Annotated in this window: 18 protein-coding genes; 6 read left to right on the forward strand and 12 right to left on the reverse strand. The window is 72.2% G+C overall.

The window, feature by feature from the left end; translation table 11 throughout:
• Positions 1 to 208: 208 nt before the first annotated feature.
• Genes ACZ7PG_RS29200 through ACZ7PG_RS29210 form a run of 3 tightly spaced genes read left to right on the forward strand, consistent with a single transcriptional unit; the run spans position 209 to position 4,520 of the window.
• The gene (locus tag ACZ7PG_RS29200; protein ID WP_470242442.1) at positions 209 to 2,137 is read left to right on the forward strand and encodes an ABC transporter ATP-binding protein; all 1,929 of its coding nucleotides are present in this window, start codon (positions 209 to 211) and stop codon (positions 2,135 to 2,137) included.
• A 23-nt stretch (positions 2,138 to 2,160) separates the two neighbouring features.
• Entirely contained in the window at positions 2,161 to 3,636 is a 1,476-nt protein-coding gene (locus ACZ7PG_RS29205; protein WP_470242242.1) for a WS/DGAT/MGAT family O-acyltransferase, read from the forward strand.
• Positions 3,636 to 4,520: an alpha/beta fold hydrolase gene (locus ACZ7PG_RS29210; RefSeq protein ID WP_470242243.1), complete on the forward strand. Its 885-nt coding sequence runs from the start codon at positions 3,636 to 3,638 to the stop codon at positions 4,518 to 4,520. Before ACZ7PG_RS29205 ends, ACZ7PG_RS29210 begins: the two co-directional genes overlap by 1 nt.
• Positions 4,521 to 4,576: 56 nt before the next feature.
• Here ACZ7PG_RS29210 and ACZ7PG_RS29215 read toward each other — a convergent pair whose 3' ends face one another.
• Together ACZ7PG_RS29215 and ACZ7PG_RS29220 are read right to left on the reverse strand one after the other, a co-directional pair.
• A complete protein-coding gene (locus ACZ7PG_RS29215; RefSeq protein WP_470242244.1) occupies positions 4,577 to 5,332 on the reverse strand; it encodes a 2-keto-4-pentenoate hydratase in 756 nt (251 codons plus the stop codon).
• Positions 5,329 to 6,129, reverse strand: coding sequence for a 2-keto-4-pentenoate hydratase (locus ACZ7PG_RS29220; protein ID WP_470242245.1), 801 nt, complete (start codon positions 6,127 to 6,129; stop codon positions 5,329 to 5,331). Before ACZ7PG_RS29220 ends, ACZ7PG_RS29215 begins: the two co-directional genes overlap by 4 nt.
• Before the next feature lie 139 nt (positions 6,130 to 6,268).
• On the opposite strand from ACZ7PG_RS29220, the gene ACZ7PG_RS29225 reads away from it, so the two are divergent.
• From ACZ7PG_RS29225 to ACZ7PG_RS29235, 3 genes are read left to right on the forward strand one after another with little or no spacing between them, the layout of a single operon-like run.
• Complete coding sequence (locus ACZ7PG_RS29225; protein WP_470242246.1) at positions 6,269 to 6,772, forward strand: VOC family protein; 504 nt, start codon at positions 6,269 to 6,271, stop codon at positions 6,770 to 6,772.
• A gap of 56 nt (positions 6,773 to 6,828) precedes the next feature.
• Positions 6,829 to 7,401, forward strand: coding sequence for a hypothetical protein (locus ACZ7PG_RS29230; RefSeq protein ID WP_470242247.1), 573 nt, complete (start codon positions 6,829 to 6,831; stop codon positions 7,399 to 7,401).
• Between the two features lie 23 nt (positions 7,402 to 7,424).
• The gene (locus tag ACZ7PG_RS29235) at positions 7,425 to 7,826 is read left to right on the forward strand and encodes a CoA-binding protein (protein WP_470242248.1); all 402 of its coding nucleotides are present in this window, start codon (positions 7,425 to 7,427) and stop codon (positions 7,824 to 7,826) included.
• Positions 7,827 to 8,026: 200 nt separating this feature from the next.
• Here the strand turns inward: ACZ7PG_RS29235 and ACZ7PG_RS29240 are convergent, their stop codons facing one another.
• The 10 genes from ACZ7PG_RS29240 to ACZ7PG_RS29285 form a co-directional block, all read right to left on the reverse strand.
• Positions 8,027 to 8,554 (reverse strand): NHL repeat-containing protein, encoded by a 528-nt coding sequence (locus tag ACZ7PG_RS29240; RefSeq protein ID WP_470242249.1) that lies wholly within the window; start codon positions 8,552 to 8,554, stop codon positions 8,027 to 8,029.
• A 74-nt stretch (positions 8,555 to 8,628) separates the two neighbouring features.
• Positions 8,629 to 9,189, reverse strand: coding sequence for a GvpL/GvpF family gas vesicle protein (locus ACZ7PG_RS29245; RefSeq protein WP_470242250.1), 561 nt, complete (start codon positions 9,187 to 9,189; stop codon positions 8,629 to 8,631).
• On the reverse strand, positions 9,186 to 9,503 hold the full coding sequence (gvpJ, locus tag ACZ7PG_RS29250; protein WP_470242251.1) for a gas vesicle protein GvpJ: 318 nt from the start codon (positions 9,501 to 9,503) through the stop codon (positions 9,186 to 9,188). Before gvpJ (ACZ7PG_RS29250) ends, ACZ7PG_RS29245 begins: the two co-directional genes overlap by 4 nt.
• Positions 9,500 to 9,727, reverse strand: coding sequence for a gas vesicle protein K (locus ACZ7PG_RS29255; protein ID WP_470242252.1), 228 nt, complete (start codon positions 9,725 to 9,727; stop codon positions 9,500 to 9,502). The genes gvpJ (ACZ7PG_RS29250) and ACZ7PG_RS29255 overlap by 4 nt, the downstream gene beginning before the upstream one ends.
• Positions 9,724 to 9,876 (reverse strand): gas vesicle protein GvpJ, encoded by a 153-nt coding sequence (gene gvpJ, locus ACZ7PG_RS29260; RefSeq protein WP_470242253.1) that lies wholly within the window; start codon positions 9,874 to 9,876, stop codon positions 9,724 to 9,726. The genes ACZ7PG_RS29255 and gvpJ (ACZ7PG_RS29260) overlap by 4 nt, the downstream gene beginning before the upstream one ends.
• The gene (locus tag ACZ7PG_RS29265; RefSeq protein ID WP_470242254.1) at positions 9,869 to 10,594 is read right to left on the reverse strand and encodes a GvpL/GvpF family gas vesicle protein; all 726 of its coding nucleotides are present in this window, start codon (positions 10,592 to 10,594) and stop codon (positions 9,869 to 9,871) included. Before ACZ7PG_RS29265 ends, gvpJ (ACZ7PG_RS29260) begins: the two co-directional genes overlap by 8 nt.
• Positions 10,591 to 10,875 (reverse strand): gas vesicle protein, encoded by a 285-nt coding sequence (locus ACZ7PG_RS29270; protein ID WP_470242255.1) that lies wholly within the window; start codon positions 10,873 to 10,875, stop codon positions 10,591 to 10,593. The genes ACZ7PG_RS29265 and ACZ7PG_RS29270 overlap by 4 nt, the downstream gene beginning before the upstream one ends.
• Positions 10,876 to 10,890: 15 nt before the next feature.
• Positions 10,891 to 11,220 carry a gas vesicle protein GvpO gene (gvpO, locus tag ACZ7PG_RS29275; protein ID WP_470242256.1) on the reverse strand — a complete coding sequence of 110 codons (330 nt, stop codon included), beginning with the start codon at positions 11,218 to 11,220 and terminating at the stop codon, positions 10,891 to 10,893.
• A 183-nt stretch (positions 11,221 to 11,403) separates the two neighbouring features.
• Positions 11,404 to 12,084 carry a response regulator transcription factor gene (locus ACZ7PG_RS29280; RefSeq protein WP_284746845.1) on the reverse strand — a complete coding sequence of 227 codons (681 nt, stop codon included), beginning with the start codon at positions 12,082 to 12,084 and terminating at the stop codon, positions 11,404 to 11,406.
• On the reverse strand, positions 12,084 to 13,472 hold the full coding sequence (locus ACZ7PG_RS29285) for a sensor histidine kinase (protein ID WP_470242257.1): 1,389 nt from the start codon (positions 13,470 to 13,472) through the stop codon (positions 12,084 to 12,086). The genes ACZ7PG_RS29280 and ACZ7PG_RS29285 overlap by 1 nt, the downstream gene beginning before the upstream one ends.
• Positions 13,473 to 13,493 lie beyond the last annotated feature (21 nt).

Raw genomic sequence — 13,493 nt, forward strand, 5'->3', positions numbered from 1 at the left:
TGTCCCCGATGCTCTCGAAGGCCCAGGGAAAACGATTACTTTCACCCGAACGGCCTAGCGCCGGCACCCGCCCAGCGGGAGCCCGCCGACCCGCGGACGGCCGGAATTGTCGGACCCCCGGAGTAGAGATGGAGGCGTGCGCAGACCCGCCGGAACACCCCAGGACACCACGGAACCGCCCCCGTTGATCGGGGTCGAGAACCTGAAGATGCCCGAGTGGGCGCGCGTCGACGAACGCGTGGCCGACGCCGGGTTCGGCCAGGCCGTGCGCGCGTTGCCGGCCGCGGTCGCCGTCGTGCTGCGGCTGGCCTGGCGGACGTCGTCACGGCTGACGCTGCTGGCCGGCTTCGTGCACGTCGTCTCGGGCTGCGTCACGGCGTTCGGGCTGCTCGCGACCGCGAACGTCTTCACCGCCCTGCTCGAACAGGGCCCGACGCCGGACCGCGTGCTGCAGTCGTTGCCGGCGATCGCGATCGTCACCGGTTCGTACGCGGCGCGCGCGTTGCTCGACGCCGCCGTCGCGGCCGTCGAGGGGGCGCTGCGGCCGCGTGTCACCGCGGCGGCGGACGACGCGGTGACGGCGGCGGTCGTGCGCGTCGGGCTGATCGCGTTCGAGGACGCGGACTTCCGGGAGCTGGCGCGGCAGGGCGCGCGGTTCGGCGTCCGGGCGATCGAGACGAGCCTGCGCCGGGTGGCCGACCTGACGTCGTCGGCGATCTCGCTCGCGGCGGCGATGCTCACCGCGGGCCTGCTCAACCCGTGGCTGGCCCCGGTGCTGCTGCTCGCCGCGGCGGCCGACGGCTTCGCCGCCGCGCGCATCGCGAAGCTGAACTACCGGCACTTCATCGACACGGTCGGGCGCAACATCCGCAAGTCGGTCGTCGAGGAGGTCGCCACCTGGCGGTCGATGGCCCTCGAGCGGCACGCGCTGACGTTGCAGGAGCCGTTGCTCGGCGAGTACCGGCGCATCTCGCGCAGCTTGACGCGCGAAGAGGTGCGGCTCGCGCACCGGAGCAACCTGGTGCGGACCACCGGCCGGGCGGCGGCCGGGTTCGGCACCGCCGTCGCGTACCTGGTGCTCGGCTGGCTGCTCTACTCCGGCGGGATGGAGCTGGCGCTGGCCGGCACGGCGGTGCTGGCGATGCGCACGGCGTCGACGGCGCTGTCCAACACCATGCGCGCGGTCAACTCGCTGTACGAGGACTCGTTCTACATCGGCTTCTACAACCAGCTGCTGGTGGAGTCGGTCAAGCTGCAGCCGCCGCCGACGGCGCTGTCCGCGCCCGCCGACCCGGCCGAGATCCGGCTGGAGAACGTCACGTTCACCTACCCGGGCCGGAAGAGCCCGGCGCTGCGGGACATCTCGCTGACGATCCGGCGCGGCGAGGTGGTCGCGCTCGTCGGCGAGAACGGCTCGGGCAAGACCACCCTCGGCAAGCTGCTGACCGGGCTCTACCCACCGGACGAAGGCGTGGTGCGCTGGGACGACGTCGACCTCGCGCACGCCGACCCGGCGTCGGTCCACGGGAACATCGCGGTGATCGCGCAGGAACCGGCGGAGTGGCCGATGACGGCGGCGAACAACATCACGGTCGGCCGCCTCGGGCGCCCGGACCCGGACGGCCGGGCGTGGCGTGAGGCGGTGGACTACTCGGGCGCGGACGAGGTGATCGAGTCGTTGCCCGCCAAGGAGAAAACGATGCTGTCGAAGAAGTTCGACGAGGGCCACGACCTGTCCGGCGGCCAGTGGCAGCGCATGGGCATCGCCCGGGGCATCTACCGCGACGCGTCGGTCCTGGTGGCCGACGAACCCACGGCGGCACTGGACGCCCGCGCGGAGGCCCGGGTGTTCGCGGGTCTCCAGCACGCGAGCACGTCCCACGACGGCCGCCGCACGACGGTCCTGGTGACCCACCGGCTGGCCAACATCCGTTCGGCGGACCGGATCCTGGTGCTGGAAAAGGGAAGGCTGATCGAGCAGGGCACCCACGAAGAACTGATCCGCGAGGGCGGGGTCTACCACGAGCTGTACGAAATCCAGGCCCGCGCCTACCGCAACGGCACCGACGTTCCCGTTCCTCGCGGCACGCGCACCCGGGCAGCGGATTTACCCTCGCCACCTCGCGAGGCACACTGACCTGCCCAGCCCGTGGAGGCACGATGCGTCAGCTCACCCCCCTGGACGTGCAGTTCCTCAACGCCGAGTCGACCACCACGACCGGGCACGTCGGTGGTCTCTCGATCCTCGACCCCTCGACCGCGCCAGGCGGCGAACTCACCCTCGACGACCTGCGTGAGCTCATCGGCTCGCGGCTGCACCTCGCCAAGCCGCTCCGCTGGCGGCTGCTGCCCGTGCCGCTCGGGCTCGACCACCCGTACTGGATCGACGATCCCGAGTTCGACCTCGAGTACCACGTCCGGGAGATCGCCCTCCCCGCGCCGGGCGACGAGCGGCAGCTCGCCGAGCAGATCGCCCGCCTCACCGCGCGGCCGCTCGACCGGCGGCGGCCGCTCTGGGAGGCCTACCTGGTCCACGGCCTGCAGGACGGCAACGTCGCCGTCTACACGAAGGTCCACCACAGCGCGATCGACGGCGTCTCCGGGGCCGAGCTCATCGGCGTGCTCATGGACACCACCGCTGAGCCGAGGCCGGTCGAACCGCCGAAGAAACCGCAGAAGGAGCCCATCCCCACGCCGGTCGCGCTCGCGCTCAACGGGACGAAGAAGCTCGTGCTGCACCCCGTCAAAGCCGCGCTGCAGGTGCCGAAACTGCTGCAGCACCTCGACGAGGTCCCCGGCCTCGGCCGCTACCCCAGCGTCGGGCTGCTCGCGAAGGCCGGCAGCGTGCTCAACCGCGTCACCCGTCAGGGCTCCGGCCGCCACGAAGCCGACCGGCCGCGGCTCGTCGCGCCGGACACGCCGTTCAACGGGCCGATCAGCCCCCACCGCCGCTTCGCGTACGGCTCGCTGCCCCTCGACGAGGTCAAGCACGTCAAGAACGTCTTCGGCGTCACGGTCAACGACGTCGTGATGGCGTTGTGCGCGAGCGTGATGCGCCGGTGGCTCGTCGACCACGACGCCCTGCCCGACCAGCCGCTCGTCACGCTCGTCCCCCTTTCGGTGCGGACGCCCGAGCAGGCCAAGGACGCCGGCAACCAGGTGTCGGTCATGCTCGCGCCGCTGCCGACGCACCTCGCCGACCCCGCCGCGCGGCTGGCCGAGGTCACCACGGCGATGGTCGCCGCGAAGCAGCGGTACCAGCCGCTGCCGGCGTCGTGGCTGGTCGACTTCAGCGGGATGCTCCCGGCCGCGCTCGGCGGGCTCGCCGCCCGCGCCACCATGCTCTTCCTCGGGGCCACCGCGCCGGTCGTGAACCTCGTCGTGTCGAACGTCCCCGGGTCGCAGAGCCCGCTGTACCTCGCGGGCGCGCGGCTGCTCGCGAACTACCCGGTGTCCGCGATCACCGACGCGAGTGGCGGGCTGAACATCACCGTGATGTCCTACGACGGCAAGCTGGACTTCGGGTTCGTCGCCTGCCGCGAGCTGATCCCGGACGTCTGGGACCTGATCGACCACCTGCACGACGCGCTGGCCGAGCTCACCAAGCTGGCCGCCGAGCACACCCGGGAGGCCTGATGGCGGAGCGCGTCGCGGCGGTCGGCGGCGTCGAGCTGTGCCACGAGACCTTCGGAGACGCGGGCGACCGGCCGCTGCTGCTCGTCATGGGGCTCGGCGCGCCGATGATCTGGTGGGACGAGAAGTTCTGCGAAACCCTGGCCGCGCAAGGGTTTTACGTCATCCGGTTCGACAACCGGGACGCCGGGCGGTCGAGCCGGATGCGGGGCCGGGCCAACCTCGCGCAGGCGTACCTGCTGCACAGCGCGCCGTACTCGCTCGCGGACATGGCCGCCGACGCCGCGGGCCTGCTGGACGTGCTGGGCGTCCCGGCCGCGCACGTCGTGGGCGCGTCGATGGGCGGGATGATCGCGCAGACCCTGGCCATCCGGCACCCCGAGCGGGTGCTGTCGCTGACGTCGATCATGTCCAGCACCGGCGGCCGGCTGGTCGGCCGGCCGAGCGGCAAGGCGATGTCGATGCTGCTCAGCCCACCGCCGCGCAACCGCGCGGACTACGTCGAGCTGCTCGTGCGGACGTTCCGGCTGATCGGCTCGCCGGGCTACCCGTTCGACGAGGCACGCATGCGGGACCGTGCGGAGCGCACGTTCGACCGCGGCGTCCACCCGGGCGGCACGGTGCGCCAGCTCGCCGCGATCATGGCCGAACGCGATCGCGCGCCCCGGCTGCGCAGGGTGCGAGTGCCGGCCTTGGTGGTGCACGGCGCCCGAGACCCGCTGGTCAACGTGTCCGGTGGCCGAGCGACGGCCCGCGCGATCCCGGGCGCGGACCTCGACATCGTCCCGGGCATGGGCCACGACCTGCCCCGCGCGGTCTGGCCGCGGGTGATCCGGGGCATCACGCGCCTCGCCGACCGTGCGGAAGTGGCGCACACGCGTGATTGAGCGGGCATCACGCGTGATTGAAGGGGCATCACGCGTGATCGGGGGGTCGACACGGGTCAGCCGGCGAGCGTGATCGAGCCCAGGTGGGAGAAGTGGGCCGCGACGCGGGAGCCGGGGCGGACCGGGACCGCGTCCGTCATGCCGCCGGTCAGGACCAGCCAGCCCGGCTCCAGGGCCAGGCCCCGCGCGCCCAGGGCGTTCGCTGCCAGGGCCAGTGCCTCCGCCGGGTGGCCCTGGACCGCCGCGCCCGTCGCCGTGTCGACGATCTGGCCGTCGACCTCCAGCAGCGCCGCTTCCAGCGAAAGGTCGAGGGACGCGGGCGGCAGGCCGACCGGGCCCACGCTGAAGTACGCCGACGAGCCGTTGTCGGCCACGGCGTCCGGGAGCGTGAAGCGGTAGTCGGTGTAGCGGCTGTCGATGACCTCGATGCCGCCGTACACGCGGTCGACCGCGGCCAGCGCCGTCGCCGCCGTGACACCGGGGCCGACCAAGCGATCCCGCATCACGAAGACCAGCTCCGGCTCGGCCCGCGGGTGGATCAGCGAGGGCACGGGGACGCCCGCCGGCAGGACCATCGCGTCCGTCAGCCAGGCCAGCAACGGCGAGTCGATGCCCATCCGCTGCTGCTTCGCCCGGGACGTCAGGCCCAGCTTCAGCCCGACCAGCGTCTCGCCGCGGGCCCGCCGCAGCCGCAGGGCCTCGTCCTGGATCGCGTACGCCGTGTCGACGTCCAGCCCGGGCCACTCCTCCGAAAGCGGTGCCCGCTCCGAAACCGTCCCCAGCAGCGCCGCGGCCGCCTCACGCACGTTCACGATTCCTCCGAAGCAGGGGCGAAGACGGCGGTAACGCTGCCGAGGCCGGCGATGGTCGCGACGATCGTGTCGCCCGGCGACACCGGGATCGCCCGGGTCATCGACCCCGGCAGCACGACGTGCCCGGGTTCCAGCGTGACGCCCAGCGGCCCCACCGTGTTCGCCAGCCACACCAGCGAGTTCAGCGGCGAGCCGAGCACCGCGCCGCCCGCGCCCGTCGCCGCCACCGCGCCGTTCTGGTAGAGCACACAACCGGCCAGCCGCAGGTCCACGGAACCCAGCGCCGTCGGGCTGCTGCCCAGCACCACCCCGCCGGACGACGCGTTGTCGGCGATCGTGTCGAACAGCGAAATCTTCCAGTCCTGGATCCGCGAGTCGACGATCTCCAGCGACGGCAGCACGAAGTCGACCGCCCGCACCGCGTCGGCGACCGTGACGCCGGGACCGCGCAGCGCCGAGCCGAGCACGAACGCGATCTCCGGTTCGATCCGCGGCTGCAGGAACGCCGACGTCGGGATCGCCTGGTGCTCGAGGTGGAACATGCTGCCGGTGAGGTGCCCGTAGTCGGGCTGGTCGACACCCATCTGCCGCTGCATCGCGGCGGACGCGAGCCCGACCTTGTGCCCGCGGACCGCGTCGCCGCCCTCGACCCAGTGGCGCACCTGCTCCTGTTGGATCCGGTACGCGTCCTCGACCTCCGCGTCCGGGTAGGTCTTGATCAACGGCTCGACCGGCTCACGCGTCGCGTAGGCCCGCGCCAGTACGGCGGCGGCCTCCTGCACCTTGCTGACGTCCACTCCGGCGACTCTGCCTTGGGGGCACCCCGGGCACAAGCCTCGACGTTCCACCCAACGGAACTCTCGCCAGGTAACCTCTTGCGCGCGAGACAATCTGGGCGTACCGTTCGAGGCACCACCAGGAAGGGACGTGAGGGACATGGCACCGACCCAGGCCGAGGTCGCCAAGCTCGCCGAGATCCGTGACGAGCTGCGCGAGCGCCACCTGCACCCCGCCGCCGAACGCCCGGCGACGAACGGGCGCGGCATCCACCACACCGCGCTGATCTCCAGCGACGTCGAGCGGACCATCGGGTTCTACCAGGACATCCTGGGCTTCCCGCTCACCGAGCTGATCGAGAACCGCGACTACCCCGGCTCGAGCCACTTCTTCTTCGACGTCGGCAACGGCAACGCCGTCGCCTTCTTCGACCTGCCCGGTCTGGACCTCGGCCCGTACGCGGAAGTCCTCGGTGGACTGCACCACCTGGCCCTCTCCGTCACGCCCGAACGGTGGAGCGCGATCAAGGACAAGCTCGACGAAGCCGGCGTGAAGTACCTGCTGGAGAGCAAGACCTCCATCTACCTGTCCGATCCGGACGGTGCCCGCGTCGAGCTGATCTCCGACCCGCTCGGCGAAATGTACGGCGAGAAGATCGGCTGAAACCGTGTTCCCGGCGCCGCGCGCCGTTTAGCCTGTGCGCGACGCCTGGAGGTCCGATGTCCGACTGGTCGCTCTCCCGCGCGAAGGCGCGCCTCGATCACCGCGAGCTGCTCGACGAGCTCACCGCGCGCACGCGGTTCGAGGTCCGGCTGCACCTGAACGAGCCGATGACCAACGGCGCCTACGACGAGCTCACGAGCATCTTCGCGATCGGGCACGGCGAGTGCGCCACGCTGCTGGCGCACCACCGGCTGCTCCCGTGGTGGGAACGCTCACTGCTGCACCGGTACGCGCGGCGCCTGCACGGCAAGGCGATCACGCGCAGTGTCGGCGTGGTGCCCGCGGAGGTCGCACCGCAGGCGGCCCGCGCGTTCGGCGCCGAGATCGCCGAGCTCGCACCCGGCTCCGGCGACACCGGCGCGAAGTACGACCTCCAGGGCCGCGGCCTGCTGACGGTGTTCCGCATCGCGGTCGGCGCCAAGGGCGAGGTCTGGCCGGACCGCCACGAAGTCACGACGACGTCCGCCCGCAACATCCTGACGTGTGCCGCGACCTTCGCCCACCGCAAGCCGTGGCATGTGATCTGGCCCGTGTACCGCGTCCGCGGCCTGCGGCTCTGGAAGCTTTGACGCCCGCCGCGCGTTCCATCGGTATGAACCCAGCGGAAATCCTCGAGGGCGCCAAGACGATTGCCGTCGTCGGCCTGAGCCGCGACCCGGCCAAGGCGGCGCACGGCGTACCGGCGGTCCTGCAGGCGCACGGCTTCCGGATCATCCCGGTCCACCCGACCGCGACCGAGCTGCTCGGCGAGAAGGTCTACCGGTCACTGAAGGACATCCCGGAGCCGGTCGACGTCGTCGACGTCTTCCGGCCGTCTCCTGAAGCGCCGGGCATCGCGCGTGAAGCCGTGGAGATCGGCGCGAAGGCGTTGTGGTTGCAGCAGGGCATCGTCTCGGCCGAGGCACGCCGCATCGCCGAAGAGGGCGGGCTCGAGTACGTCGAGAACCGCTGCACCGCCGTGGTCCGCGCGACGGCCGCGATCTCGAAGAACTAGACGGGACGACGTTCCTCACCGAGACGCTGCGAATCCCCACCGGGCACGGCGAGGCCGACGCATTCGCCGCCTTCCCCGGCGAGGGCGGGCCGCACCCCAGGGTGCTGATGTACCCCGACGGCTTCGGAATCCGGCCCGGCTACTGCGTCGGCGGTCCGGCTCCACTGGGATCGCCTGCTGCCGCTGCCGGCCGACAACACCTAGGCCGACGCTCCGAAGTGGACGATGCGGTGGTTCCCGGTCTCGGCCACCCAAACCCCGCCCAGCCCGTCGTCGGCCATGTGCCTCGGTGCGCTGATCGGCTCGGTCGTGTCGGTCAGGGCCGCGCCCGTTCGGGTGTCGAAGCGGGCCACGCGGCCGGTGTCGTCGACCAGCAGCCGGCCGACCGGGTCCAGCGTCAGCCCGCGTGGCCGGTCCAGCCCGCCGAACTCGCGCACGAACCCGCCCCACCACGAGAACTGCACCACGCGGCGGTTGCCGGTGTCGGCGACGTAGACGTTGCCCGCCGCGTCGACCGCGACCCCTTCCGGTGCCTTGAGCCGCCCGGACAGCACGCGCACCAGGGCGCCGTCGTGGGTGAACGCCTGCACGCGGTCGTTGCCCGTGTCCGCCACCCACACCCGGCCGCGCACGTCGACGGCGATGCCGGACGGCGCGCGGAACTGGCCCGGCCCCGAGCCGGGCCCGCCGAACGCACGCGGGAGCGCCGCGACTTCACTGGTGGCCACGCTGCCAGGATCGCCGACCGCGAGCCACGGCGGCCAGTACCGAAAAGAGTGTTCAACGACTGTTCGGCCGTCGCTCACCAGGTCCACCGTGAGCACGTCCGCCGCTCCAGAAAGCTGTACGCGGGCAGCGGCCCGACCCAGTCGGCCTGGACACCGCCGCCGCGGGCCAGGCCGGTGACCGCGTCGCGGACGACGAGCAGGTCGCCCATCCCGACCAGGAACGCCCACCGCTCGTCGGCGGACTCGCCCGCCGGCAGCGACACCGAGTCGCGGGCGCGTTCGGCGACCTCGCTCAGCAGCACGTCGGAGCGGGCCGCGCGCCAGGCGGAGTCGGGTTCGGTGAACCGCAGGCAGACGTGCACCTCGGCCAGGCCGTCGAGCCGGTCGAGGTCGGCGCGGTAGGTGTCGGCGGCCGGGGCCAGCACCTCCTCCCGGACGGCGTCCTCGTCGTCGGCCACGGTGCCGAACCGGACCGGCAGCACCGGCCCGCCCTCGACGAGCGCGGACACCACCGCCAGGTGCACCGCGGGGTCCGGCTCGGGTTCGCCGACGACCATGGCCAGGTCCTCCCAGCACACCGTCCGCGGCGCCCGCGCGTGCCCGGCGCGCACGACGCCGTAGAGCTGCAGCGTCACGGCTGTTCGACCGGGATCACCGGTTCCACCGGCACCGCCACGGCGGGGGTCGGCGGCGGGGGCGGGATCAGCCCGGTCGTCTGGCCGAGTCCCTGGGAGATCTGCCCGGGCACGGGCGTGTTCTGCAGCCGCTGCATCGCTTCGAGGTACCGGATGTAGGTGTCGACGCTGGCGATCACGATCCGCGCCTCGATCGCCAGCAGCTCGATCCCGATCACCGACACCCGCACCGAAGCGTCGATCACGAGTCCCTTGTCGAGCAGGATGTCGAGCGTGTCGGCGAGGCCGCCGCCGGTCTGTCCCGGTCTGGTCAACTCGGTCCTTCCATGGTTTCGTCGAGGGCCGCGCGGATCTCGGCGAACCGGAGCTCCAGCGCGATCAGGGCCTGGCCGAGGTCTTCGACCTGGTCGTCGGTGAGCGTTTCCATCCGCCGCAGCGCCTGGCGTTCGAGCACTTCGCGGAGGATGTCGAGCACGGTGACGACCAGGTGGCCGAGCCCGCGGCCCGCGTCGGCGGGGATCCGGACGGGCCCGCTCACCCTTCGAGCCCGAGCAGCAGCAACCGCAGGTCGAGCCGCACCAGGTCGATGCCGGCGAGCGAGATGATCACGTCGCCGGTCACGACGGCGCCCCGGTGCACGACCCGGTCGAGCAGGTCGGCGACGGCTTCCACCGCGGCGTCAGCCATCGGCCGTCACCCCGAGCTCGATGTCGGTGAAGGAGTACGGCGGCCACGGGCCGGAGGTCTCCACGGTCGCGCCCGCCGTGCGCAGCTCGCGGGCGAACCACTCGAACTCGGCGTGGAACGCGGCTTCCCGGCCGGTTTCGACCAGGTAGGCGGTGTTGACCAGCACGCCGTGCGGCAGGGCCCGCCCGATGCTGTCGGCGGCGTGCCGGCGCAGCGCGCCTTCGAGCCGTCCGGCCGCTCCGACGATGTCCTCGCGGGCGCGCTGGACCGCTTTCAACCGTTCCCGGCGGCGGACGAGGTACTGCGTGCCGGTCAGGCCCGCGGCGTCCGGCCGCGTGGTCGTCGCCGGTTCGGCGTGCCGCACGCGGACGCCCCACTCCCGGTGCCCGGCCACCTCATCGAGGCAGTCGCGGGCCTGGTCGTAGGCGGCCGCCAGCAGCCGGCGGACGGCGTCTTCGCCGTCGAGGACCGTGCCGAACCGCAGCGGCAGCACGGGTTCGTGCCGGAACACCGCGCGCACCACCGCGTCGTGCTCGCGGGCCAGTTCGGCGAGCGCGCCGTCGACCGGGTCGAGCGTGTCGATGCGGTCGAAGCGCGCCGGCTCCGCCTCCGAGACGACCACGCCGAGGTCCCGGTAGCCGATCAGGCGCGGCGGCCCGATGTCCAAAGTGGCCGGACGGTTGCGGGTGATCGCGTACGCGGACAGCCAGTCGCTCACCGCGGCTCTCCCGTCCCGATCGGCGCGGGCAGCCGCGCCTCCAGTTCGGAAACGCGGGCAGCCAGCTCTTCACGGTGGGCGTTCGGCGAGAAGAACGGGTCGCCGGTCCACCAGTCCATGCCCATTTCCCGGGCGGTCTGGGCCGAGGCGATGAACAGCCGGATCCGCAGGGTCAGCAATTCGACGTCGACAACGCTGACGCCGATGTCACCGGCTATCACGACACCCTTGTCGAGCACGCGTTCCAGAATGTCCGCCAATGAATCGGACGAAGCGGCCAAGTGTCACTCTTCCTTTCAGGAATCGGTGGCGCCCCGCGTGAACCGCCGGAGCCGCTCACAGGCGGCGAGCTCGCCGGCGGCGTCGAGGTCCACCCGGTAGGTGGCCATCACGCTGGTGGAATCCGGGATCCGGGCCAGCTCGACGACGTCGACGAGCACCGACCAGCCGCCGTCGGCGCGGGTCCGGAGCCCGGTCACGGCGTGCGGGGTCAGCCCCGTGACCACGCCGAACTGGGCCGTCCCTTCGCGAATGGCGTCGGCGGCGCGAAGCCGGGAAACGGATTTCTCGGAGTCTTCTTGAACGGTGTTATCGTAGGCAGGGAACGGTTGCTGCGATTCCGTCATCGCTTTCCTGATCTCGGGTGGGTGCCCACCGTAGCAACGGGCACAACCACCCGCAGATGAGCTAGGACACGGTATTTTTCACCGGTTCGCGGTAACGAATGGGCTCTCTGCGGCAACCGGCGGCGGCAAACGGACCACTGCCGAACGCCCAGCGGAACCAATTCCCGGATTCCGCCCGGTATATCACGATCGAGTAACGTCTACCAGCCGGTAGCCGACGCCCCGGACGGTCTCGATGGTGCGGGTGCCGAACGGGACGTCGATCTTGCGCCGCAGGTACCCGATGTAGACCTCGACGACGTTCTCGTCGCCGTCGTAGTGCGCGTCCCAGACGTGGCTCAGTATCTCGTTCTTCGTCAGCGCGGTCCCCGGCCGGCGCAGCAGGAACTCCAGCAACCCGAACTCGCGCGCGGTCAGCTCGATCCGCTGCTGTCCTCTGTGGACGGTGCGCGCGGAGGGGTCGAGCCGCAGGTCGCCCGCCTCCAGCACGGCGGGACGGGCCGGCGCGCCGCGGCGCAGCAGCGCCCGCAGCCGGGCGATGAGGACGACGAAGGAGAACGGCTTCGACAGGTAGTCGTCGGCGCCGAGGTCGAACGCGTCGGCTTCGTCGTACTCGCCGTCCTTCGCGGTGAGCATCAGCACCGGCGTCCAGTTCTCGGCCGCGCGCAGGCGTTTGAGCACCTCGTAGCCGGACAGCTCGGGCAGCATGATGTCGAGCACGACGACGTCGTACTCCTGCTCGGTGGCCCGCCAGAGCCCCTCGCGTCCGGTGTGCGCGACGTCGACGGTGAACCCCTCGGCGACCAGGCCGCGCCGCAGCGTCTCCGCGAACTCGCGCTCGTCCTCCACGATCAGCAGGCGCACTACTCCTCCTCCGGCAGTTCGAGCACCGGCAGCTCGAGCACGAACCGCGCGCCCGGCTCGGCCGGCTCGCTGTAGCGCGCCCGGCCGCCGTGGCGCGCCGCGATGCCCGCCACGATCGGCAGGCCCAGCCCGGTGCCGCCGTGCCCGCGCTGCCGCGACGCGTCGAGGCGGACGAACCGCTCGAAGATCCGCTCGCGGTCGGCTTCCCCGACGCCGGGGCCGTCGTCGCTCACCTCGACGACGGCGAGGTCGCCGCGCACCGAGCTGACGACGCGGATGCGCGAGCGCGCGTGCCCGCGGGCGTTGTCGACCAGGTTCCGCACCGCCCGCCGCAGCTGGGCCTCGCTGCCGCGCACCTTCGCCGGCCCGGCCCGGACCTCGACGTCCAGCGCGCATTCGCCGCGGACCCGCTCGGCTTCGGCGCGGACGATGTCGTCGAGGTCGACCTCCGTGCGCGACGGCCGGTCGGTCGTGTCGTCGGTGCGGGCGAGCACGAGCAGGTCGTCGACGAGCTCGCGCAGCCGCGCGGCTTCCCGGGCGATCACCGGCACCAGGTCCTCGGTGCTTTCCGGGTGCCGCCCGGAGACGTCGAGCGCGGTGCTGATCGTGGACAGCGGCGAGCGCAGCTCGTGGCTGGCGTCCGCGACGAACCGGCGTTGCGCCGCCTGCGCCGACGCGAGCCTGCCGAGCATCTCGTTGAGCGTCACGGCCAGCCGGTGCACCTCGTCGCCGCCCGGCGGCAGCGGGACGCGGGCGGCGAGGTCGCGCGTCGAGATCTCGGCGACGGTCCGGCGCATCCGCTCGACCGGCCGCAGCGCCGAGCCGACCGCGCGGTAGACCGCGAGCCCGGCGATCGCCAGCAACGGGATCGAGATCAGCCCGAGCAGCAGCGTCAGCCGCGTCGACGCCTCGGTCACGGGTTCCAGCGACCGCGCCGAAATCACCGTGTACGGCCCGCCCGGCCCGTTGACCTGCTGCGACACGACGCGGTAGTCGTCGCTGTCGCCGTTGAGCCCGAGCGGGAGGGTCTCGATGCTTTCGTGGCCGACGGTGGGACGCGCGGTGGTCAGCGGCGGGTGCCCGACGATCGCCGGGTCGCTCGCGATCGGCACGCCGCGCGCGTTGAGCACCTGGGTGACGGCCTCGGTGTCGCCGGTGCTGGCGACGTCGGACGCGCTGAGGTCGCGCGCGCCTTCGCGGACGAGCTGGATGGCGACCTGGCGGCCGGTGCTGCGGGCACTCTCGGTCACGCTGCGGTCGAGCGACTCTTCGAGCAGCACCACGACGACGGCGAGCGCGGCCGCGATGGCCAGCGCGAGCGCGAAGACGGCCACCGCCGTGGTCCGCATCCGGACGCCGGTCGCGGCGATCACCCTGCCCAGTTTCACGAACTCAGCGTAACCACGGAC

This window comes from Amycolatopsis sp. NPDC114504 (genome assembly GCF_055633595.1).